Here is a 20,647-nt window from a genome sequence, read left to right on the forward strand (position 1 = left end):
GCGCTCGCATGAACGCTCGCATTTTTACGCTCGCATTTACGCTCGCAAACCGCTCGCAAAACGCCGGCGTGCGAGCGGTCGTTTGCGAGCGTAAATGCGAGCGTTCCGGCCCCCTATTGGGACCCTTGAATCGAGGTGCCCTCCGCGTCCTGAATCAAAGCCCATCGATTGAGGCTTGTATCTTCGTATTCATTGTAGACGAGATAGGCGTCCCGGAGCGTCTGAAGACAGCGCCTAATCGTGTCGACGCCAAGCGGCTTATCTTTCCGGCCCCAGGCGCGATTATGGGCCGCATGCATCTCAGTAGCCGTAAACGGACGGCAAAGGTCGCGCGCGAGGTCCAAAACCCGCCGCTGGCGCTCTGAGAGGTTGGCGCCGCCGTCCTGGTGCGCAGCCGGGGCTTGGGGCGAGGATTGCGCCGGCCCAAGGTCCGTCGTGTCTTCGTTATCTTCGACGGCGCCGACATCGCAGCGTGCGGCCGGCGGGATGATGACGAGGCTCGTCAACGCCTCGCCGTGCTTATTCGTCCCGATCTCGACGGCCTTGGTCTTCAGAGGCAGCGGCGCGCGCTTCGCGCCATCCTTCATGCGTTCGATCGTCAGCTTGCCGCCTTTCTCCATCTTCAGGCGAAAATCGACATTGCCCTCGAAAGCCGAACTGCCGCGCACGCCCCGCTGTTCGTCCTTACCTGTGTGAGCGATAAAGAGGATAGTGACGCCAAGGTTGCGAGCGGCAAGTTCCGCGTGGCGCAGCACCATCGCGGCCTCTTTGTCCGCATTCGACTCCATGCCGAGCGCCGCCTTGCTCAACGTGTCCACGATGAACAGGCCGCACTTCTGCCCGCTGGCACCCTCATAAGCCGCGATGATCTTCCTGAGCTTGTCTTCGACCTTGGGGGACATAAAGTTCAGGTCGGCGTCCGCGAGACCAACGGCGCCGCCCTCCCCGCCATAGGCCCGGCGCCATGCACGAAAGCGGCCTGCGACGCCCGCCTGCCCTTCTCCGTGCCAGTAAACCACGCCCGCCCGTTCCGTGCGCAATCCCTGCCACTCCCGCCCGCGCGCAATATGGGAGGCAAGGTCGATCGCAGCAAATGATTTGAATGCGCCGGGCGGCCCGAAGAAAATACCGATGGATTTTTGCGGAATGACGCCCTCGACGAAATAGTCGACGGGCGTCCAGGCCTCATCGGCTTCGCCGTCCAGGACAATCAAAGGGCGCTTCGTCGCCTCCCGTTCCTCCTTTCGGCGCTCGCGCGCCTCGATGACGTGCGACGGCAGATAGTCGTCAATGTCTTCGACAATCCCAAACGCGTCCCCATTCGAGATAGGGTTTGCCGCACTCGGGCAGGCCTTCGAACGAAGATAGTCCCGCGCAATCGAGCGCAAGGAAAATTCGCCTTGCTCAGGCGTTTCGTCACCAACAAAGGCCCCGAACGCGCCGTCAAGCTCATCGTTGAAATGTTCGATCAACGCGGCGAAGTCCAGCACGTCGAAGGCGTCGCCATACTCGCGATGTAAACATTTCGCGAAGTTGAAGCGGTTGTCAGAATGATCGTCGCCAGGCGTGACTAGAAGCTTGCGCAATTCAGCGTCTTTTTCCGCGAGGGCGTCTAGATCGAACTTACCGATCGTCTCATCCGTCATGTCGGCGAAGTCTGGCCAGTCTTGCGTTGCAAGCTTGTCGACGGCCGCGCGCTCGTCTTGCGCGCTCACACCTTGCGCCGGCTTCGGCCTTTTGGCCAGCATCTCGCGCACTGGCGCCGGAATTGGCGAAATGGCGCTCAAGACATACGCCGCGTCGAGTTCTGGCGCGCCGGCCTTGGGAGCGTAACGCCTTCCGTCTTCCCGGATGGCACCCGGCGCAATGACCTGGCCTCCCACGGCTCGCACGTCGATTCCCATGTCGTGAAATGCGCCGGCCGCACAGCCGTGCGCAGCGTCATTGGAAAGAAAAACGTGCAAGCCGCCGCTCTGCGTTTCGGTGACGGGCGCCGTCGAGAGGTCGACGCCCGCGCTCGCGGCCCATCGCATCAGATTGGCGGGGCCGTCCCGCTTGCTGTCGGCGTCCAGCACAAGCAAGCCTGAAGGGCCACAGCTAATCGACGGCACGGCGTCGGGAAACTCACGCCAAAGACGTTTAATCGTATCAGCATCGATCGTGGCGCCGACATGCGAGGGCGTGCGGTCGTGCTCATCCTGGTAACGCGCGATTGCGTCGGCGCGCTCGTTGTCTCTCATGGATGAGTCGAGTTGCGGCCAACCTGGAATGAGTGGGACCTTGCCGCTTGATGGAAAGATTGCAATGCCAGACGCGGCGAGTCGGATAGCGAGTTCGCGGTTATGCAAGCGCCTTTGCGCGACGTTCAGACGCAAATCTGTATTGTGTTTAGTGGAATTCTGTGGCATTAGGTTTCCCGCGAAACTGCATTAAAGCCTCATGGCCCGGCCGCGCACGCCAGCGTTGCCGGGCCGTTTCGTTTTGTCAGGCGGCGAGCGGATCGTCAGTTTCGATTGACGACGTAGTGCCAGCCAACTGGCGCGCGAGTTCTGCCTTGCGGCCTTCGATAAGGTCATGCGCCCAATGTGCGATGCTTTGAAATTCTTCTTCGCCATCGAAGAACCGCCTGTCAGGCGTTTCGACCAGATGCGCGAAGCGGCACTTAGTTCCGTGAATGGAAACCCAGGGCTCGTAACCATGGGAGTGCACGGCGATTGGGTTGGCGTTGTCGCAATCGCTCACGCGCCAACCAATGATCGGCGACGTGCTCAGTGTCGCCCGTAAGGTCGCGTCGTCAACATAAGCCGAATGCAGCACGTAGCCCGGATTCGCTTGGATGAAGCCTTCAACGGCGGAAGTTTGAACAGGCGTGTTGGCGGACATTGAAATGTTCCTTCAGTTCAAAGTGTCGGACAGCGCAGCCGTTTCGGCAAGGCGCGCTCTTGCCCTCTCGACTTTCGACCGCGCATCATCGCAGATGAGCAACAGGGGCGACGCTTCGCCGTGCAAGCATCGGATGGCCCATTGGACGGCAATTCGATCCTGAGTCGGCATTCTGGCGAGCGCGTCGACGGCGGCTTGGCGTTCCTCTGGCGTGAGGTCGAAGGCGCCGCTCATCGGCCGGCCTCCCGCTTGGGTTTCATGAGCGCTGCAAGGCGTTCGGCGACGATCGGCCACCCCGCTTCAGGCGCGAGGGTGAGCGCTTGCGCGATCGTCGCGGGGATGCTCCCACGAAGCCGCCGAACCTTCGAAAGAAAGAGCGCGGCAAGCTCAGGGTCGATTTTCGCGCCGGCAATAACGTCGCGCGCCGTCGAGAGCGTCGCGCGTCCATCGGCGTCAGCGGCCAGCGTGGCGGCGGCAAGGCTCTTGAAGTCGGCGAAGCCCGCAAGCCCAAGATCGGCAGCAACCGAAGACGGGGCGTCTTCGCGGGAACCGCGCCCCTGCAACCATTCCCTTTGGCCAGCGCTCAGGGGCTCGCCTTGAGCAACGCGGCGGGCGAGCAGTTCGATTCGGTCATCGTCCGACGCAGGCAGCGCCGCAGTAGGTTGAGAGATGGGCGCAATTGTCCCTTCGCCGCGATTGAGCGTCGTCATTTGATTCTCCAAGTGTGAGGTTCAGCGGTTGGCGGCGCGACGGCCGCCCGCATTAAAGCGGATTGTGGGCGGTCGCCGTCATCTTTTCGAAAGCTTCGGCGATTTGCTTTTCGGGCCACATAAGGCGGCGCGGCGTCGGTTTGATCGGCGCCGGCAAGACGCCATCGGCGACGTATCGGCGGATACTCGAAGACGAGACGCCAAGGCGTTCGCAGAGTTCGGCCATTCCCACGAAATAGCCTTCGCGACCAAATTGTGCGGACGGCGTTGATTGTGCGGTTTTTTTAGACTTAGCGGACATGACGCCTCGCTTCATACGGATTCCGGGCGCGGCGCGAATCGCGCTCGACTCGGCTTCGATGGAGAAGATCGTCAGTCGCGGGCCGACTGGTCTACGGCTCCCGCTCGGGGTCCCCTAGAACGTCACGGCCGCTAAGCCGTGGGGGTGCTCCTTACCCTTTTCCGCGCGGGGGAGTGCTCCCCGGCTTTTTCGCACCCTTCCGATGGCACGAACCAATGCTGACTGGTCTTATAGAGCACAGATTTTCGGATTCTGGCAAGAGTTAAAGTGAGCCGCCAAATTTCGGCAGATGCGCCGCGACGGCATTCGCCCGAGCACTCGGCGCAAGATGCGCGTAGTGCTTTTCAGTAATTCGCGTGTCGGCGTGCCCCAATTGTTGCGCGACGATTTGCAATGAGACTCCGGCTGCGACAAGCGCCGACGCGTGAGTGTCGCGCAGCCCGTGAAAGGAAATGGGCGGATCAATCCCCGCCACTTCACACGCGGCGGCCATAGGCCTGATTTGATCGCTCGCACGCCACTCGCGCCCATCGGTCCGCGCAAACACGCGCTCGCGCGCGGCCTTGCCTTCGATGAGCCCTCTGAAGTGCGCGACGCCAGCCGGCGACAAGGAAACGTGTCGCGGCTTGCCGCTCTTGCTCTCGCGAATGTGAACGGTCGCGGCGCTTAGGTTTACATCGGCGACAGTCAGTCGCGTGAGTTCCCCATAGCGCGCGCCTGTAAGCAGGGCGCCGCGAACAAGGGCGGCGAAGTCGGGCTCGCACGCGGCGATGAGCTTCGCGGCCTCTTGCTCGCTCAGGAAGCGAGTGCGCACGCCGTCGACATTCTCAAAAGGCGCAACTCGGCGCCATGCTTCATCGCTCGCGACAACGCCCTCTCGAAAGGCGTGGTTGAGCGCGGCCTTCAGGACCGTCAACGTTCGATTCGCCGATGAGCGCCGGCGCCGTTCCGCCGCTTCGTCCCCTTCCCTGTCCCGCATCGCCTTGCCGCCCACTCCTAATTTGGTGCGGCGTGCGAGGCGCGGCTTCTCAGCAAGGTGGGCGTGCCACTCCCTCAGGCGCTTCGTCGTAAGGTCTGCGATAATGAGCTTCCCGAGCGCTGGTAAGATATGAACGGCAACACGGCTGCGCAGATTGGCCAAATCTTTGACGCCCCGCCGCACGGCGTCGGCCTCGTAATCGGAGAGCGCGTCGGCGACGATGTAAGCGCCGCGCTTGGTTGTTTCCGTCTTTGGGCCGGCAAACCACGCCCTCGCCGCTTCAACGGCCTGGTCGAAGGAAAGCGTCTTTACCCCGTCCGCGTCCGCGCGATCGTCAGCAACTCCCAATGTCGATTTCTTGAAGCCGGAAATGCGGTCATGCCGACGCGCGATCCACGCCCCTCCCGTGGCGCCTTTTCGGTAGCCGAGTGCGAGGCCCTTTGTCAGCGCATGCCAATAAGGGCTATGGCGCCGTTCAAGGCGCGAACGGGCTGTGGGGCTGTCAAGTTTGGTTGACCGTTCTCGCCGAGCCATCTTCCCCGCCTGTAGACTAAACCAGACCAAACCGCGTCGCCTGCCATGGGCGAGAACGACTCTTAGTCCGTTTTTAGTCTAAAGCCGGTCGGATGCAACCTGAAGCAACCTGAAGCACTATGAGCGCATGAAAAGGCATATTATCAATATGTTATGATCGTATCAGTTTAACGCACGAACCATCAAAAACGCCCATCTCTAGCTCTTTCACGGCGAAAACAGGGGTTCGAATCCCCTTGGGCGCGCCAATCTTTTCATCGGATCACGAGCGCGACCGGCCCCGAACGGCACGGCCAGCCTGCCCCCTTCAACGACGCCCCAAGGCGCGGTTCCCGGGATTATTCGTTGGGAGCCCTGAAGGCCGACGGGAGCTGCGTGCGGATCGCATCTGTAATGCGTTGGATCGCGTTCTCTGCGTCGGCAGCGCGCCTTTCGGCGGCGGCGAGGTCGGCTTCTTTTGCAGCCAATTTCTGCCGGAGGAGGGAAATCGTGTTGCTTGCCTCCGCGGAGGCGGCGGTTAGCTGCGAAACCCGGGCTTCGGCGTCATGGAGTCTGCTCTCCGCGCTTTCGACCCGCGCATCGGCAAGCTCCAACTTCTTCATGAGCGCGTCGGCGAGATGTCGGGCCCTCGAGATTGCTTCAGCCGCCTGCTCCTCCAAACCTCTGACGGCCGCGGCCGCTTCGGCCACAAGATTGAGAGCGGCGGCGGCATTGTCGCTTCCTTGCGAAGCGTGCGGCGTCGGGAAAGCGACGACTGAATTGAAAGGCGGCTCCTGGCCTTCATCATCCTCGACGTGGTAAATGTCGTGGTAACGCTTAAGAAAATCCATGTGACGCCCCTACTCTCCGCACGATCCTTTCACCGTTGGCGAGAAAATTGGCGAAATAGCGGCTACTCGACAGATAAACATAAGATGAGGGCGTGATGATGGAACCATCTAGAGGCAGGAAAAGTCGAGGTTAGCATGAACCGGGCGTCGATTTGGCTTGCATTGCTTCTGTCGCTCTCGATCGGCGCCTGCGGCGCGAACTATCATGTTCGGCCAAATGGAGCGTGTTCGACTCCAGGCGCTTCTCCGTTCGCCTCCAACTGTCCGGCCCCGTGATCCGAGCCCTTAAAGCGGCGACGGCGGTCCCTTTTCGCCCGCAGGACACAAACCCGCAATTAGCCGCCCCGCAATAGCTTAGTTTCAGCCCCAAAGAGCTCGTCCGAAAGGCCGGGGGAGACCATAAGGTGTTTTATTTTATCGCGAAGGCTTTTGGACAGTCGCGTCTCCGCCAAACCTGATCGGCCTGACTTTGGCCCTCTCGGTCGCGGGGCTTTTCACGGGCTTCGCCCGGCTGACGAGGTGGCTGCTCGTTGGTGTCGCCGCGGCGTATCTCGCTATGGGGTTTGGGCCTGTCGGAGCGGCGCTTCTCCGCCCTCTTGAAGATCGTTTCCCTCTTCCCCCCAATGATATGCCAGCGCCGGAAGGCATCATCGTTCTTGGCGGCGGCATGGATGACGACGTAACGGCGGCGCGGGAGGCCGTGTCGCTCAATGAATCAGGAACGCGCCTTGTAATCGCCGCGGCGCTGGCGCGTCGCTACCCGCAGGCCAAACTGGTCTACTCGGGCGGGTCGAGCCAGATGCGCGGACGGCTCGGAACGGAAGCGGATGCGGCGCGAGATTTGTTCGAGCAGCTTGGGGTATCCTCTGAGCGGATGCTTTTCGAGAACCAGTCGCGCGACACGTTCGAAAACGCCCTGTTCACATACAGGCGCGTTCAGCCCGGGCCTCACGCCCGCTGGCTTCTGGTCACGTCAGCGTTCCACTTGCCCCGTTCCGTGGCGATTTTTCAAAAGGTCGGCTTTCCGATTGTCCCTTATCCGGCGGGATATTTCACCCTTGGAGACGCGCGAGACTTTCTGCTGCCCCAAACGGATGCAAGTCATGGCTTGACGATGACGTTGCTCGGCCTGCACGAATGGATCGGCTTGATCGCCTATCGGCTCGCAGGTCGCAGCGACAAGATACTTCCTTAGCCTGGCGGCGCGGCGAAACGCGCTTTGCGAGCTTCCCTTGCGCGCCTATTCGGCGACATCGTCCAGTTCGCCTTCGCGGGAGCTCAAACCCCCAGAAAACGGTCGAGCATTCGATAGCCAAGGAATATCGCGAAGCCGACCACAAAAAGCGTCACAGCGCCTGTCGTGTAAGGATCATACCCCAGCGAACACAACGGCCGGGTCATGCTGGACAAACCCATCGCGTGGAACAAATCGCAACCAAGGTCTGAAATATTGCGAAGGATCTCTCTCATGAGGGCCTCCTGACCGGCCTCTTCTATACAGCAATTAACTTCGTTCCGATATTCGGTTTGGGGATTATCCCCTTAACGCAAGTATGACCTTCTGGCATATTCGCCGTCATTGGAGATATGCAGATGACTACTCGTAAGCGCACCCGTCCTTCGAAAGCTGGCAAAGGCGAAAGGAACGTCCAAGCGTTTTCGGTCCGCGAGTTTTTCGCGGAGTTCAAGGACGATGACACCTGCCTCAACCGCGTGATGGAAGTGCGCTACGGAATGCGCCACGTCTGCGGCAAGTGCGGCGTGGAAAGCACCTTCCACAAGATCACTGGCCGCCGTGCGTTCGCCTGCGCTGCCTGCGGCGATCATGTCTATCCCTGCGCCGGGACGATCTTTCAGGACAGCCGCACGCCGCTCCAGACGTGGTTCTACGCGATCTACCTCTTTATCGCGACGCGCCACGGCGTGAGCGGCAAAGAGCTTCAGCGCACGCTTGGTGTGACCTACAAGTGTGCATACCGGATCGGCATGCAAATCCGTAAGCTCATGGCAACGGCGGACGGCTTCGAAATGCTCAAGGGTCACGTTGAGCTTGACGAGGCTTATGTTGGCGGTCGCCGCTCCGGCAAGCGCGGGCGCGGTGCGGAAGGCAAGACGATCGTCATGGGCGCGAAGGAGCGCGGCGGCAAGATCGTGACGAAACTCATCCCTGACGTGCGCAAGGAAATCCTGCGCGGTGTGGTGCTGGATACAGTCGAAAAGGGCGCGGTCGTCTCGACGGATGAGCTTTATAGCTACGGATTACTCACCGACGACGGCTACCAGCACGGAGCGGTGAAGCACGTCGCGAAGGAATGGGCCTACTTCGACTACCGGACTGGCGAGACGCACCACACGAACCACGTCGAGTCGTTTTGGAAACTGTTCAAGAAATCAGTTGCTTCGACGCATATTCACATCAACGCGAAGCACATGGACCGCTACCTTGGCGAGTTCTCTTTCCGGTCGAACCATCGCCAGATGCGGAACACGATGTTTGATCTTCTGATTGCGGCGCTCTAACCAGCGCCGCAGCCAATGCGTCGAATTCGGCCCGGTCGATAGGGCCGACGACGCGGGCCTCCTCTTGGACGATAAATTCTTGTAATCGCCCGCTCTTTATCGCCTCCGCAAGCGTTAACATGCTGACTCCATTGGTGAATCCGCGCCTAGGTCATTGACAAAATGTAGCACATATGCTTTCAAACGAAAGGGGCGGCCTAGGCCGCCCCTCGGGATTAAGCTCTTAACAACCTCGGAACGGAACAGGACGGTGGTGCGTCCAGACCGATAACGCCGAGGTGCGGGGAAGCGGGGAACAAGGTTTCTCCTTTCTTGCCGAGAGCTTCACTCCGGCTGTGCCTGTGGGCCAGGAACTCATGCCGCTGAACAAGCGGCGGCTGACAAGCGTGAGGCGCTTGCCGGTGACTGATTGGGGCCACTGGGGAGAAATCCTCCGTGGCCTCATTCTTTGGAGGGGCATAAAGCATCATGCGTCCCTCCCAATCTTGGCAGGGCTGCGGTAAAAGCGTCCGCCTCCCTTCACTAGTTCCCCCTGATCAACAAGGCGCGACAGGACATTGTATAGGTGCGTCTTGTGCCGCTCCATAGTATCGGCAAGCTCTGGGGTGCTGCGGAGTTCAGCCGCGATTTCTGAGCTGGATGCTCCATTCGCTCGGCCATCAAGGAAAGACTTAATCGCGTCTCCAAAGGGGGAGTGATGACTTCCCGCCGGAGGCTCCAAATCTGCCACCTCTCCAGACCGGACCTTCGCAAGGAACGCGTTTAGCGCCTCTGGGGTGAAAAGGTGGCCCTTGTGCTTCACAAGCAGCTTACGGTCAACAAGCTTGCCGATGCCGCCATAAAAGCTCTTGTCAGTCTGAGAAAGCTTGCCGGCCAAGTGCGTTTTTTTGAGTTCTTCGCGGAGGCCTTCGTAGGTGATCCCGCTAGATTCACGAGAGACGATAGCGTTGATGGTCGACGTCCACGACTTATCGCGCGGACGCGATCCTGCGGCCTTAATAGGCGCTGGCTTCGGCGGCTCGATGTGGGGAGCGGATGATTGGAGAGGGCTTGATTCCGTCGATTCCGCAGCGATAACCCCAATCGCCTCGGCCCCCTTAATCATGTTCAGGTAGCCATCATACTTCGCCTGAAGAGACTGAATCTGCGCCAAAATCCGGTCGCACTCAGTCTTCCACCCAGCCACTACTTCTGGCGTTGGCAGCAAAAACGAAAGCTGGTGCGGAGGGGCCGACATAGGCTCCTTTTATCACGCCACCCTCCAAATGCAAGTGGGAGGGTACGATGACCTGTGGAAGTCGGAGGGTGCCCAAACCGATAACTTGTCTCAAGGGGATAATCCTCTTCCGTTTCAGCCCTTCGTTCTTGCTCCTGGGACCCTGCCTCAATCGGCGCCCGAAAGCAGTCGGCTTGAGCGCGCGGTCGAGGAGGCGGAGCGCCTGACGCTTGCCGGTAAACGTCCGACTTATGTGGGCGATCGAGCTTGACTTGCCGACCGCGCCCCCAAGTTTCCTTTTTACCTCCCCGAAAAAATCGGGCCTCCCATGATCAAATGCCAGTTCTACAAAACGGCCATCGGCGGAGGAGTCGGACGCATCGTCGGCGCCCTGTCTGCGCCGCCATTCCCCGACAGGGACGCCTTCGTTTCCTGGGCGCAGATTGAACTTCCGGCTAGACGCGCGGATCCTGACATTTGGCTGTGGCCCGAGGCGGTTCGCGCCGTCGACGAATCTGGCGCTGAACTGTTCCGCTGGACAATCTGGGATCAGGCTCAAGCCGGGAAGCCGCTGACGAACGCGGCCGCGCAGGTAACGCCGGCGTTCGACAAGCCGGATCACAATCCTCTTTAGTCGCTCGCCCTTCTTCTTTACGCTCAACCACGCTGATCCGCGCCGTTGTCGCCCGGAGGGCGTGTGCAAGTGTCGAATTATGAGCAATCCTTGGAGAGCCCGATGCGTTATTTTACGACTGTAATCACGACGACAGCGCTGCTTGCCTTGACCGTCGTTTCGGCGGAAGCGCAAGCGACTCGCACATGGGTTTCGGGCGTGGGAGACGACGCCAATCCTTGCTCGCGCACGGCGCCGTGCAAGACCTTCGCCGGCGCGATCTCGAAGACGGCTGCGAAAGGCGAGATAAACGCGCTGGACCCGGGCGGCTTCGGCGCCGTGACCATCACCAAATCCATCACGATCGACGGCGGCGCGGGCATTGCCGGCGTTTTGGTCAGCGGCACGAACGCCGTCGTCATTGCTGCGGGCGCCACCGACATCGTGCGGCTTCGCAATCTGGATTTCAATGGGCTGGGGACCGGACTCTCGGCCGTCCGAGTCAATTCGGTGGGCGCCGTCGAGATCGAGAATTCGCAGATCTACGGCTTTACAAAACCCGCAGTAAATTTCGCTCCGTCCCAGGCGGCGGATTCAAAGCTTCTTTTGAAGGATACGAGCATCACCGGGAATACGGACTTCGGCGTCCTCGTCGCGCCGACGTCGGGCGGACACGCGGCCGCCGACATCGTCGGCGTGACCTCGAGCCGCAACAAAGCGGGGGTGCGCGCGCAGGACAATGCGTTTGTCGAGGCCGTCAACAGCGTTTTCTCTGCAAACAGCAACGCCGGCGTCACCGCCGTTTCAACCGCCGCCGCGACGGGGATCAACGTGAAGAACTCGGTGATCTCGGGCAATCAGATTGGCGTCGCCGCCAATGGCGCGTCGGCGTCGGTCACGATGAGCAATGTGGCGGTCTACGGGAACAGCGGAAACGGTCTGTCGTCAAACGGCGGCGCGATCATATCCTTTGGAAACAATCAGATTTCCAACAATGGCGCCAACGGGTCTCCGACCCAGACCTTGCCGCAGCAGTAAGAAAAGCCGAGGCGCGACCACGAAGAGGCGCTTCCTCCGAAGCACATCGGAGGGGGCGGCCCGATCGCCCCCTACTTTCGACAAATTAGAGCGTTAGGCAGGGTTGGAACGGCGGCGCCGGAGCCGCCCCCGAAACCTGCAGCTGCGCTTTTCGGCAGACCGTTGCACGTCTGCAATAGCGCTTCCCTTCGGTTCGATTCATGCTTTGAAGCGGATTCGGAGATATTTCATGCAGCCGCGCAGCCGCTTTGGCGGCGACCTTTCTCTGGCGTTCTGCGCCACGCTTTTCTTGACGCTCTACGCTCCGGCCGCGCGCGCGGGGGACAAATTCGCTTTCATCGAAATCGGCGGCGGGGACGCGCCGGCGCGCATTGATTGTGAAGCTCAGGGCGCCGGCAAGGGCCGCGGGCGCTGCCCCCCTCCCCAGAGCGCGCCGGTTCGGCTTGAACGGCCGCTTTTCGCGGTCGTCTCCATCGCCGACCAGAGCGTGTCGATCTACAACCACCACGGTCTCGTGACCCGGTCGGCGGTCTCGACGGGGATGACGGGACACTCGACGCCGAAGGGCATCTACACAATCATCGGCCGCGAGCGCATGCACGCGTCGAACATTTATTCCGGCGCGCCGATGCCCTTCATGCAGCGGCTGACCTGGTCGGGGATCGCCATGCATCTCGGCGTCGTGCCGGGTTATCCCGCCTCCCATGGTTGCGTGCGCCTGCCCGCCGACTTCGCCGCGAAGCTGTGGGGCCTGACACGGATTGGCGAGCGCGTCGTCATCGCGCCCTACGACGTGACGCCGACATCCTTCGCGCACGCGCTGCTGCCCGAACCGAAAATGCAGCTTGTGGCGGACGCCAGCGCCGCCGCCGGCCCGCCCGCCGCCACGCAGCTTACTTCCCCCGCGCCTGTAGAGCCGCCGAGGCTCAATCCCCGCCAATATGCGGAGCGGCTCAAGGCGAAGGCATCGGCCGATCGAAAAGCGGCGTTGGAGGCGGAGATAGAGGCTTACCTCGCCGCCGACGGCAAGGAGGCCGACGCGCTTCGCCTCGCCGACGGGTTGAAGGCGGCGGAGGCCGCGCTCGCGCTGGCCGATTCGAAAGCCGAGGCGGCCAACCGCGCTTTCGAGACCGCCGAGGCGAGCGCGAAAGACATGGCCGGCGCCGCGAAGGCGAAAGCCGAAGAGGAGCGCGCCGCGGCCGCGACAAAGCTAGACGCCGCGCGGAAGGCCGCGGACGCGAACGCCGCGGAGGCGACCGCGGCCTATCGGCGTTGGAACGACGCTGCCAAGGCTTTCGACGTCGCCAGGGCCGCGGAGCTCGATGCGGGATATCGCGCCGAGCCGGTCTCCGTCTTGATCAGCAAGGCGGACAAGCGCGTCTATGTTCGTCAGGGCCTGGCGCCCGTTTTCGACGCGCCGGCCAATGTGCGCGATCCAAAGACGCCGCTGGGCTCGCATCTTTATATTGCGACCGCCTCGGACGGCGCCGCGCTCAAATGGTCGGTGATCTCGGTCGCGCCGCAAGGCGGCGACGATACCGATACGCATAAGAAGGTAAAATCGTCGGAGGAAGCGTCCTATGACGGCTTCTCCTCCTATTCCACCCTGTCGTCGAGCCCGGAAGAGGCGCTGGAGCGCGTTGAAATTTCGCAGGAGGTTCGAGACCGCATCTCCGAGCGACTTTGGACGGGCGCCTCTATCATCATCTCCGATCAGCCCTTGAGCGGCGAGACGAACAATGTCGGCACGGACCTGGTGGTTCGGCTGCGATAGAAGCGGAACGATCAGCGCTGCAAAAAGGCGTATATGAACGCCCCTAGGAAGATGAAAAACAACGCGATGCTTGGCCAGTCGTAACCCTCCCGAGACGGATCGCTCTTTTTATTCCCGTCCTGCTCGCTCATCGAAGCCTCCCACGCGCGATCCTGCACCGCGTCCGTCGCCTGCCTTTTGGCGAGCGGCGTTTGCCATGTTTCGAGACAACTTCTTGCCAAGAATTAAGGGATTGTTAAAGATGGGCGGAATTTCCGGTTGCAGTCGCTGAGAGTAGCCCATGTTCAAGCGTTTCGTTTCCGCAGCGGCGCTCGCCGCCGGTTTGGCCGCCATATCCACCGCCGTCCACGCCTATACGGCGGCCGCCCCCGTTCTCATTCCCCCGGCGTTCGAACGTCCGATGAGCCCCGCTGCGGCGTGCGCCGCCGAGGCGCAGGAGCAGTTTCTCTCTGGTCCGGCCTTTGACAGCTTTATGGCTAAATGCACCAACGCCGGCGTCGTGCAGCTTTGCAGCCACGCCGCCTCCGTCAGGAAACTGACAGGAAAGAAGCGCGCGATCTTCACGCGCGAATGCGCGATCCAGGTTGAGGAAGCACAGAATTAAGCGGCGCCGCTCGCTGTCGGCTTGGGGCCTCCCAGCCGTCGCGCGCAGACGCGCATGCGGCGAGTGACCAATTATATTCTTCCGGCCTCTCTGGCCCGGGACATGCTTTCCGGCGCATCGACCCAATCGGTTTGTTGCAAAGGAAACGCGAAATGTCGGACGCCCTCCAGACGCCCACAGGCTTTTTCATCGACTGGGACGGGAAACTGCGGCCGATTGGCGCGCCCGGCAAGGGCCTGCGCTGCGAGGTGGACCTCAAGTCGAAATATGTGATGGTCTTCAACAAATATGGCGGACTCGACCACGAGTCGACCTGGTATCCCAACGAAGCGGCGGTAGAAAAAGCGGGCATCAAGGTCGTCTACGCAGATGTCGATGCGCCGATCAGAATCTCATCGATCGATTAGCGCCGCGCTTACTGCCCCAGACGCGCGGTGGCCATCCGATTGTTTTTGCAGATGCTCACGTTCTCGTTCAATCGCCAGCACTCGTCCTCTTTAGGTGGCTGCGGCTGGCATGCCGCCCAGAGGATCGCGCAGTAGGCAAGCGATAGGTAAAGAGAAACGATCTTGTTCTCCATAACGGGAAACGCCCTTCACAAATTTAATGTTTTCATTGGGGGAAAGTGAACACTAAGAGCAGGGCGACTGCAAGGCTTAAGTCATTGAACTAACAGCAACGATTAATCAAAATCTAAGCAGTGGATTCTTACTGCGTGGGAAGGGACTTACGTAAAATCAGCGCGCCGCCCGACTCAAATGAGGCCGGGCGGCGCGCGATTTATCAGGCCTTGGCGGCGGCGCTGAGCGCGCCGAGGACCGCCTGCATGGCCTCCCGGTTGCCAAGCTCTTCATAAGCGTAACCACACTCGACCATCGCCTTGCGGGTGGCGTCGCGCATCTTCGACAGGTTGCGGCGCGCCATGGTCGGGAACATGTGGTGCTCGATCTGGCTGTTGAGGCCGCCGGTCAGCCAGTCGAAGAAGAGCGAGCTCGGGGTGTTGCGGGTCGAACGCGCCTGACGGTCATAGAAGCCCTTCGCCTCCGTCGCGTCGTAGATCTCCATGCCCGTGTGATTGAGCACGAAAACGAAAGCGAGGATGAAGCCGCCCAGAAGCTGCGCTGCGACGAACCAGAGCCAGCCGGTCCAGGCGGCGCCGGGCGTCAGCATGCCCGCGAGCGTCATGCCAAGCACCCAATGGGCGACGCAAAGCGCGCCTTCAATGGTCTTCTCGCGGCGGAAGGCCGTCTCGATGCTTTGCCAGCTCCAGTTGAACCTGGCGATGGAGAGCAGCGGGAAGAAGAGCACCACCTGGGCGCGCCGCAGGGCGAGGAAGATCTTTTCCTTCCAGCTCGTATCGGCTCCGAGGGAGTTATATTCCACCAGCGCCTTGTCCCACACGATCCAAGGAACGGAATCGATGTCGCCGTCGATCGGCGTCAGAACGCCATCCTCGTTCGTCCGGCAGGCGTTGGGGAAGGAGTGATGCAATTCGTGCTTCTCGACCCACCAGGTCGCGCCGAAACCCTGCAGCAGCGCGACGGCGCGCAGCATGAAGCGCGGTTTGGCGTCGTCGCGCGGGCCCCATTGGTTATGCGCCAGATCGTGGCCGAGATAGGCCGTGCGCGGATAATGGAGGCCCAGCATGACAAAGCCGACGAAGGCGGCGAAGCCGCCCTGAGTCAGCAGATAGAAAGCGAGAGCAGGAACGGCGATGAGCTCCGCACAGCGAAGCGCCTGCTCCCGCATCGACACGTCAAAGTAGCCTTTCGCGCGCGCCTCGGTCTTCAAAGAGGCCATGCGCTGAGCCAGAGCTCTTGCATCCGGGCCGCTCACCTCGTGAGCCCCAGCACTCAGTTCCATCACGTCGCTCAACTTTATCCCCGCAGCGCCTGGTCGGCTTGTTTTTTGTTCTGCCGCAACGGTCCCCTTTCGACTATAGTTGAGCTCTTGTCAAACCCCCTTTGGTTGAAAAGCATGGAATGCGCCCTAATGACGCGGCAATCCTTTTCCGGGGCTATTTAAAACTATTCAAAACTGAGATTATTGTGCAAAGCAGCATGCGTGCGGTCGCTTTTCTACTTGAGCTTGAAAACGGCGCGCGCTCAGACGGGATAGGCGGATTTTCCCGCGAGGCGCTCACTCGCCGCGCCGCACAATTGCAACGGGCTCAAAAGGGCCGTACACAAGGCTTCTCGTTCGGCTGGAGTTCAAAATGGCGCGGACATCCGTCTTGGTCTCACGATTGGCGCTCGGCGCGTTGTTTTTTTGCGCCGCCTCCGCAAAGGCGCAGATCAGCATCAAGCCGGAAGCGATGACGCACTATTCCTATTGCGTCAGCGCGGCGAAAGACCGCAACGGCGTATTCCTCCTCGACCGCGGCACGATGTATCGGTGCGGCGACGATGTCGCCACGTCATATTTCAATTATCTTGGCAGGCAGAAAGCACCCGAGAAACGCGTCGTCGAAGCGGAGGGCGTCTTCGTCTACCGCATGATTGCGGGCGTCGGAAAATGCTGGAACAAGATCGAGGACGCCTACGGCAATCCGACCTCGACCTATGGATGCGACATTTACATCGAGCTTTGAGACGGACGGCGCGCCCTCCGGCCGTTATAATCAGTCGCTTTGCCGGAAAAGCGAATCCACGCACAGACGGGGAAACAATATGCTGCAAAAGGGTTCGGAAAGCTCCTTGACGCCGACGGGGGACAGACGGGCGCGCCTCATGCGCAAACAGCGCCGCCGCGCCGGCTTCACGCTCGTCGAAATGCTGGTGGTCCTCGCGATCATCGGTTCGATCGTCGGCCTGGTCGGGCCTCGCGTGCTCAATTACCTCTCGGAATCGAAGGTGAAGACCGCGCAAATTCAAATGGAGAATCTGGCGAGCGCGCTCGATCTCTTCTATCTCGACGCCGGTCGTTACCCCTCGACCGAGGAAGGCCTGAACGCGCTGGTGCAGCGCCCCGCGGGCGTGTCGTCCTGGAGCGGCCCCTATCTCAAATCGATCGGCGTCCCGAAGGATCCCTGGGGCCACCCCTATCTCTACCGGGCTCCCGGCCAGAACGGTCCCTATGACGTCGGCTCGATGGGGCCGGAAGGGCGAGAAGGCGGCGCCGGCTCGTTGTCGCGAACCGCCCAGTCGAAGTGACGCCGACAAAGAGACGGTTTCTCCCGCGCGCAGGGAAGAAGCGCGCGGGGTTCGCCCTGCTTGCCGTTGTTTGGGGCACGGGGCTCATCGCCATTCTGGTTGTCGCCTTCATGGCGAACGGCCGGCTGCGTCTGCAAACGGCGCACAACGTCGCGAGCGCGACGCAGGGCGGCTACATCGCAGAGGGCGCGATCAATCTTGCGACCCTGACTCTCCTATCGAAGAAAGACTCCAGCGCCGCCCTCGGCGCCATGCCGGGGGTGGAGGCCGAAGTCTATGACGGCGCGCCGCGCTTCTGCGTCCTCGACGGCGCCGCGATCGCCCTCTCGGTGGAGGAAGAAAACGGCAAAATCGACTTGAACGCGGCGACGCCAGAGCTCATCCAGCTGGCGCTGGCCGGGCTCGGCGTCGAGGAAGGCGCAGCGCGGCTGATCGCCAAATCCATCGAAGCCTTTCGAACCGCGCCGAACGGGATCGGCCAGATCCGCGCGACGCCGGCATCCGACAAACCGATCGACCCCAAGGAGGGTCTTTTCGAAACCGTCATGGAGCTCGATCAGGTGAGCGGGGTGAGCCCGGCGCTGTTTCGCGATCTCGTCCCCTTCGTCACAGTCCATTCGCGAAGCCCTGGCGTCGACGCGCGCACCGCGCCGCCGGCGCTTTTCGCGGCGCTCGCCGGCTACCCGGCCCAGGACGTGCGGAACCTGATGGCACAGCCCTACCCCAACGCAATCAACCGCAACGACCCGCGCTTCCCGGCGAATTTCAAGCAGCCGGGCGATCACGGGGCCTATCTGATTCACGCCGAGGCGCTGCTCGCGACCGGACAGACGGTGGTGAAGGAGGCGATCCTCGACATGCGGCCGGCCAGCGGCAAGCCCTTCGCCTTCAAGGAAATGCGGCGTGGCCAGTCCCGCTATGTCAGTCAGCTGCGCGACATGATCGCGACGAACGGCGCCGGGGCGCCGGACTGCTGATCACCTTGTCTCGCGATCGGCGCGCCAGGGGCTCTTCGACCAGGGATCGAAAAGCACGCGCCGCGTGGATTGCTCGATATTGTGCGGCCGGCCGATGGCGCGCGTCGAGATGTCGAGCAGCTTGCGCTTGTATTCCTCCGTGATCTCGCGACCCTCGCTCAGCGAGCGCACGACATGCGGCGTGATCATGATGACGAGTTCGCTCTTGTCGATCTGATCGAGCTTGTCCTTGAAGGCGTTACCGAAAATCGGCACGTCGCCCACGACCGGAACCTGCGTCGCCCCGCGGCCGGACTGATCCTTCACCAGACCGCCCAGCATCAGCGATTCGTTGTCGTTCACGACGACCTGCGTTTTCACGCGGCGCTGCTGAATCGTCGGGGTCGTGCTGCCTGCCGGCGTGTTCGGATCGACGTTCGAGACTTCCTGCTCGAGTTCGAGCATGACGCGGCCGCTCTCGCTGATATGCGGCACGATCCGCAAAATGACGCCCGTATTGGTGTAGTTCACCGAATTGAACGTGTTGCCGATCGCCGAGACGCTGGTGAGCGTCTGCACCGGAATCTGGTCGCCGACTTGCAGCATCGCCTCGCGGTTGTCGAGCACGGTGAGCGACGGCGTCGAGATGATGTTCACATCGGTGAGGGCGTTGAGCGCGTTCAGCGTCACCTGCTGATTGAGCGAGTTGAAGGCGTAAGCGAAGCCGGGGAAAGACGCCCCGGTCGGAACGCCTAGCAGGTTTCGCGGGCCGACGATGTTGTTGGCCGCCGGGGCCTGACCCAATCCATTCGAAAAACCAAAGAGATTGGAGTGGTTCTGCATGAACCAGCGCACGCCGAAGCGCAGCGTGTCGTTGAGGCGCACCTCCGCGATCGTGGCCTCGAGGAAAATCTGGTTCGGCAGCACGTCCAGACCTTCGACGACCTGACGAATGCGCCGGTAATCCTCCGGCGTCGCCATGATGACCAGGGCGTTCTTGGCGTCGTCGACGCCGATCTTGTAGCGGTCGTTGTCGAAGCTCACGGCCGGGGTCGGTCCGGGTCCCATGCCGTTCTGCTGGCCGCCGGGAACGCTCAGGCCGCTGACGCCGCTCGGCCCGCCCGAGCCGCCAAAGCCGCCGCCCATTCCACCGCCCATGCCGCCGCCGCCGCCCATGCCGCCCGCGCCGCCAAGCCCGCCGCTCGAGCCAAGGCCGCCGCTCGATCCAAGCCCGCCGCTCGATCCGAGACCGCCGCCGCCCATGCCGCCGCCGCCGCCGGTCGGGCCCGAAGCCGATAGCGCGCCGAGCGGAGCCGACGACCCCTGCCCGCCGCCGCCCAGGCCGCCCGAGGACATGGAGGACTGGCCGAAGCGCGGCGACACGCTGGCGTCGGCCTGACCCTTGGCGCCGAAGATCGACGTGAGAACGACCATCAGCTCTTTCGCCGGCCGGTTCTGGACCCGGTAGGTGAAGAACTGCTTCTCGGTATGCTCCGCGCGGGCGTCCAGCTTGTCGATCCAGGCGCGGGCGCGCGCAATATATTGGGGCTGCGAGGAGATGACGAGGATGGCGGAGAGCCGCTTATTGCCGATGAAGCGGATCATGCCGCCCATCGGCCCTTCCTTCTCCGAGCCGAAGACGTTCTTGAGGTCGTCGGCGAGCATGTCGGCATCGCCGCTGCGAACCGGCACCATCGCGAAGGACATGCCCTTCATCGTATCGATGTCGAACATGCCGATCGCGTCCATCAGCGTCGCGACGTCCTGCGGGGTGCCGGAAATCGTCAGCGTGTTGCGCGCGTCGTCCGCGCGCACGATGCTGCCGCGCGCCGCGATCGGCTCGAGCACGCGCTTCATTTCCGAGGCGGAAACATAGCGCAACTGCACCACCCGCGCGCCTTCGCCCAGCGCGTCGCTGGCGTCCGGCGCGGACGGGCCTTCGCTGGTGATGACCTCGCCAGAGATCGCGGCCTGTTCGCTCGGAACGATCTTGTAGATGTTTCCCGACTTGACGACGGAGGCGCCCGAGACCCGGAGCGCCGACTGGAAGAGGTCGAGCGCGGCGCGCTTGCGGACCGGACTGGCGGTATGCACCGTCACCTTGCCGTCAAGCTTGGGGTCGACGACGAAATCCGCCCCCATAATGTCGCCGATGACGATCTTGGCCGCCTGGGAGATAGGGAGGTTGACCAGGTTCAGGGTAACGCCGTCGTCCCCCACCGGTTCAGAAGACTCCGAGCGGCCCCGCGACGAGCCGATAAACTTGCCGGTGCCGGTTGCGACGATCGCTTTGCCGGTCGCGGTTCGGGGGCGCAGCAGGCCTTCGGAGCGAGCGCCGCCGCCCTCGCCGTGGGCCGAGCGCGGCATGTGCTCAAAATTCCATTCCGCAATAGGCGGTCCGCCCCCAGCGGTCGGGGACTCGCATCCGGAGACGCTCGCGACAGCTAAAGCCAGGGCAAATGCTCGTATGACCAAACGCAAATTTAGAACCTGTGGTTGAACGCGGGCTCTGAACTGACTCGGCAGGGCTTAACACG

At 61.9% G+C, this 20,647-nt stretch carries 21 protein-coding genes; 10 read left to right on the forward strand and 11 right to left on the reverse strand.

The window, feature by feature from the left end; all coding sequences use genetic code 11:
* Positions 1-113: 113 nt before the first annotated feature.
* From ACPFMJ_RS06320 to ACPFMJ_RS06345, 6 genes are all read right to left on the reverse strand, one after another.
* Positions 114-2,408: an AAA family ATPase gene (locus tag ACPFMJ_RS06320; RefSeq protein ID WP_424362986.1), complete on the reverse strand. Its 2,295-nt coding sequence runs from the start codon at positions 2,406-2,408 to the stop codon at positions 114-116.
* Positions 2,409-2,484: 76 nt separating this feature from the next.
* Positions 2,485-2,883 (reverse strand): hypothetical protein, encoded by a 399-nt coding sequence (locus ACPFMJ_RS06325; protein ID WP_424362987.1) that lies wholly within the window; start codon positions 2,881-2,883, stop codon positions 2,485-2,487.
* A 230-nt stretch (positions 2,884-3,113) separates the two neighbouring features.
* Complete coding sequence (locus tag ACPFMJ_RS06330; RefSeq protein WP_424362988.1) at positions 3,114-3,593, reverse strand: hypothetical protein; 480 nt, start codon at positions 3,591-3,593, stop codon at positions 3,114-3,116.
* Positions 3,594-3,645: 52 nt separating this feature from the next.
* Positions 3,646-3,909 (reverse strand): helix-turn-helix transcriptional regulator, encoded by a 264-nt coding sequence (locus ACPFMJ_RS06335; protein ID WP_424362989.1) that lies wholly within the window; start codon positions 3,907-3,909, stop codon positions 3,646-3,648.
* Between the two features lie 247 nt (positions 3,910-4,156).
* The gene (locus ACPFMJ_RS06340; protein ID WP_424362990.1) at positions 4,157-5,221 is read right to left on the reverse strand and encodes a tyrosine-type recombinase/integrase; all 1,065 of its coding nucleotides are present in this window, start codon (positions 5,219-5,221) and stop codon (positions 4,157-4,159) included.
* A 524-nt stretch (positions 5,222-5,745) separates the two neighbouring features.
* Positions 5,746-6,237, reverse strand: a complete 492-nt coding sequence (locus ACPFMJ_RS06345) for a hypothetical protein (protein ID WP_424362991.1) — start codon at positions 6,235-6,237, stop codon at positions 5,746-5,748.
* Positions 6,238-6,904: 667 nt separating this feature from the next.
* Between ACPFMJ_RS06345 and ACPFMJ_RS06350 the strand changes: the two genes are divergently transcribed.
* The gene (locus ACPFMJ_RS06350) at positions 6,905-7,432 is read left to right on the forward strand and encodes a YdcF family protein (RefSeq protein WP_424362992.1); all 528 of its coding nucleotides are present in this window, start codon (positions 6,905-6,907) and stop codon (positions 7,430-7,432) included.
* A gap of 83 nt (positions 7,433-7,515) precedes the next feature.
* On the opposite strand, the gene ACPFMJ_RS06355 is transcribed toward ACPFMJ_RS06350, so the two are convergent.
* A complete protein-coding gene (locus ACPFMJ_RS06355) occupies positions 7,516-7,707 on the reverse strand; it encodes a hypothetical protein (RefSeq protein WP_424362993.1) in 192 nt (63 codons plus the stop codon).
* A gap of 123 nt (positions 7,708-7,830) precedes the next feature.
* On the opposite strand from ACPFMJ_RS06355, the gene ACPFMJ_RS06360 reads away from it, so the two are divergent.
* Positions 7,831-8,757, forward strand: a complete 927-nt coding sequence (locus tag ACPFMJ_RS06360) for an IS1595 family transposase (protein WP_424362994.1) — start codon at positions 7,831-7,833, stop codon at positions 8,755-8,757.
* Between the two features lie 466 nt (positions 8,758-9,223).
* Here ACPFMJ_RS06360 and ACPFMJ_RS06365 read toward each other — a convergent pair whose 3' ends face one another.
* Positions 9,224-9,910, reverse strand: coding sequence for a hypothetical protein (locus ACPFMJ_RS06365; protein WP_424362995.1), 687 nt, complete (start codon positions 9,908-9,910; stop codon positions 9,224-9,226).
* Positions 9,911-10,301: 391 nt separating this feature from the next.
* On the opposite strand from ACPFMJ_RS06365, the gene ACPFMJ_RS06370 reads away from it, so the two are divergent.
* The 5 genes from ACPFMJ_RS06370 to ACPFMJ_RS06390 all read left to right on the forward strand — a co-directional run bounded on the left by ACPFMJ_RS06370 (position 10,302) and on the right by ACPFMJ_RS06390 (position 14,409).
* Entirely contained in the window at positions 10,302-10,607 is a 306-nt protein-coding gene (locus ACPFMJ_RS06370) for a hypothetical protein (RefSeq protein ID WP_424362996.1), read from the forward strand.
* A gap of 102 nt (positions 10,608-10,709) precedes the next feature.
* Positions 10,710-11,624 (forward strand): right-handed parallel beta-helix repeat-containing protein, encoded by a 915-nt coding sequence (locus ACPFMJ_RS06375; RefSeq protein WP_424362997.1) that lies wholly within the window; start codon positions 10,710-10,712, stop codon positions 11,622-11,624.
* 229 nt (positions 11,625-11,853) lie between these two features.
* Positions 11,854-13,398: a L,D-transpeptidase family protein gene (locus ACPFMJ_RS06380; RefSeq protein ID WP_424362998.1), complete on the forward strand. Its 1,545-nt coding sequence runs from the start codon at positions 11,854-11,856 to the stop codon at positions 13,396-13,398.
* Between the two features lie 280 nt (positions 13,399-13,678).
* Positions 13,679-14,002 carry a hypothetical protein gene (locus tag ACPFMJ_RS06385; protein WP_424362999.1) on the forward strand — a complete coding sequence of 108 codons (324 nt, stop codon included), beginning with the start codon at positions 13,679-13,681 and terminating at the stop codon, positions 14,000-14,002.
* A 152-nt stretch (positions 14,003-14,154) separates the two neighbouring features.
* Positions 14,155-14,409: a hypothetical protein gene (locus ACPFMJ_RS06390; RefSeq protein WP_424363000.1), complete on the forward strand. Its 255-nt coding sequence runs from the start codon at positions 14,155-14,157 to the stop codon at positions 14,407-14,409.
* Between the two features lie 8 nt (positions 14,410-14,417).
* Here the strand turns inward: ACPFMJ_RS06390 and ACPFMJ_RS06395 are convergent, their stop codons facing one another.
* Both ACPFMJ_RS06395 and ACPFMJ_RS06400 read right to left on the reverse strand, forming a co-directional pair.
* The gene (locus ACPFMJ_RS06395) at positions 14,418-14,582 is read right to left on the reverse strand and encodes a hypothetical protein (RefSeq protein WP_424363001.1); all 165 of its coding nucleotides are present in this window, start codon (positions 14,580-14,582) and stop codon (positions 14,418-14,420) included.
* 203 nt (positions 14,583-14,785) lie between these two features.
* The gene (locus ACPFMJ_RS06400; RefSeq protein WP_424363002.1) at positions 14,786-15,802 is read right to left on the reverse strand and encodes a fatty acid desaturase; all 1,017 of its coding nucleotides are present in this window, start codon (positions 15,800-15,802) and stop codon (positions 14,786-14,788) included.
* 415 nt (positions 15,803-16,217) lie between these two features.
* Here ACPFMJ_RS06400 and ACPFMJ_RS06405 point away from each other — a divergent pair, with 415 nt between their 5' ends.
* The 3 genes from ACPFMJ_RS06405 to ACPFMJ_RS06415 all read left to right on the forward strand — a co-directional run bounded on the left by ACPFMJ_RS06405 (position 16,218) and on the right by ACPFMJ_RS06415 (position 18,131).
* Positions 16,218-16,592 carry a hypothetical protein gene (locus ACPFMJ_RS06405; protein ID WP_424363003.1) on the forward strand — a complete coding sequence of 125 codons (375 nt, stop codon included), beginning with the start codon at positions 16,218-16,220 and terminating at the stop codon, positions 16,590-16,592.
* Between the two features lie 139 nt (positions 16,593-16,731).
* Positions 16,732-17,154 carry a type II secretion system major pseudopilin GspG gene (gene gspG, locus ACPFMJ_RS06410; protein ID WP_424363004.1) on the forward strand — a complete coding sequence of 141 codons (423 nt, stop codon included), beginning with the start codon at positions 16,732-16,734 and terminating at the stop codon, positions 17,152-17,154.
* On the forward strand, positions 17,151-18,131 hold the full coding sequence (locus tag ACPFMJ_RS06415; protein WP_424363005.1) for a type II secretion system protein GspK: 981 nt from the start codon (positions 17,151-17,153) through the stop codon (positions 18,129-18,131). Before gspG ends, ACPFMJ_RS06415 begins: the two co-directional genes overlap by 4 nt.
* Here the strand turns inward: ACPFMJ_RS06415 and gspD are convergent, their stop codons facing one another.
* On the reverse strand, positions 18,132-20,477 hold the full coding sequence (gene gspD / locus ACPFMJ_RS06420) for a type II secretion system secretin GspD (protein WP_424363006.1): 2,346 nt from the start codon (positions 20,475-20,477) through the stop codon (positions 18,132-18,134).
* Between the last annotated feature and the right edge of the window lie 170 nt (positions 20,478-20,647).

The organism is Methylocystis parvus (genome assembly GCF_049675845.1).
Taxonomy (GTDB): Bacteria; Pseudomonadota; Alphaproteobacteria; order Rhizobiales; family Beijerinckiaceae; genus Methylocystis; species Methylocystis parvus_A.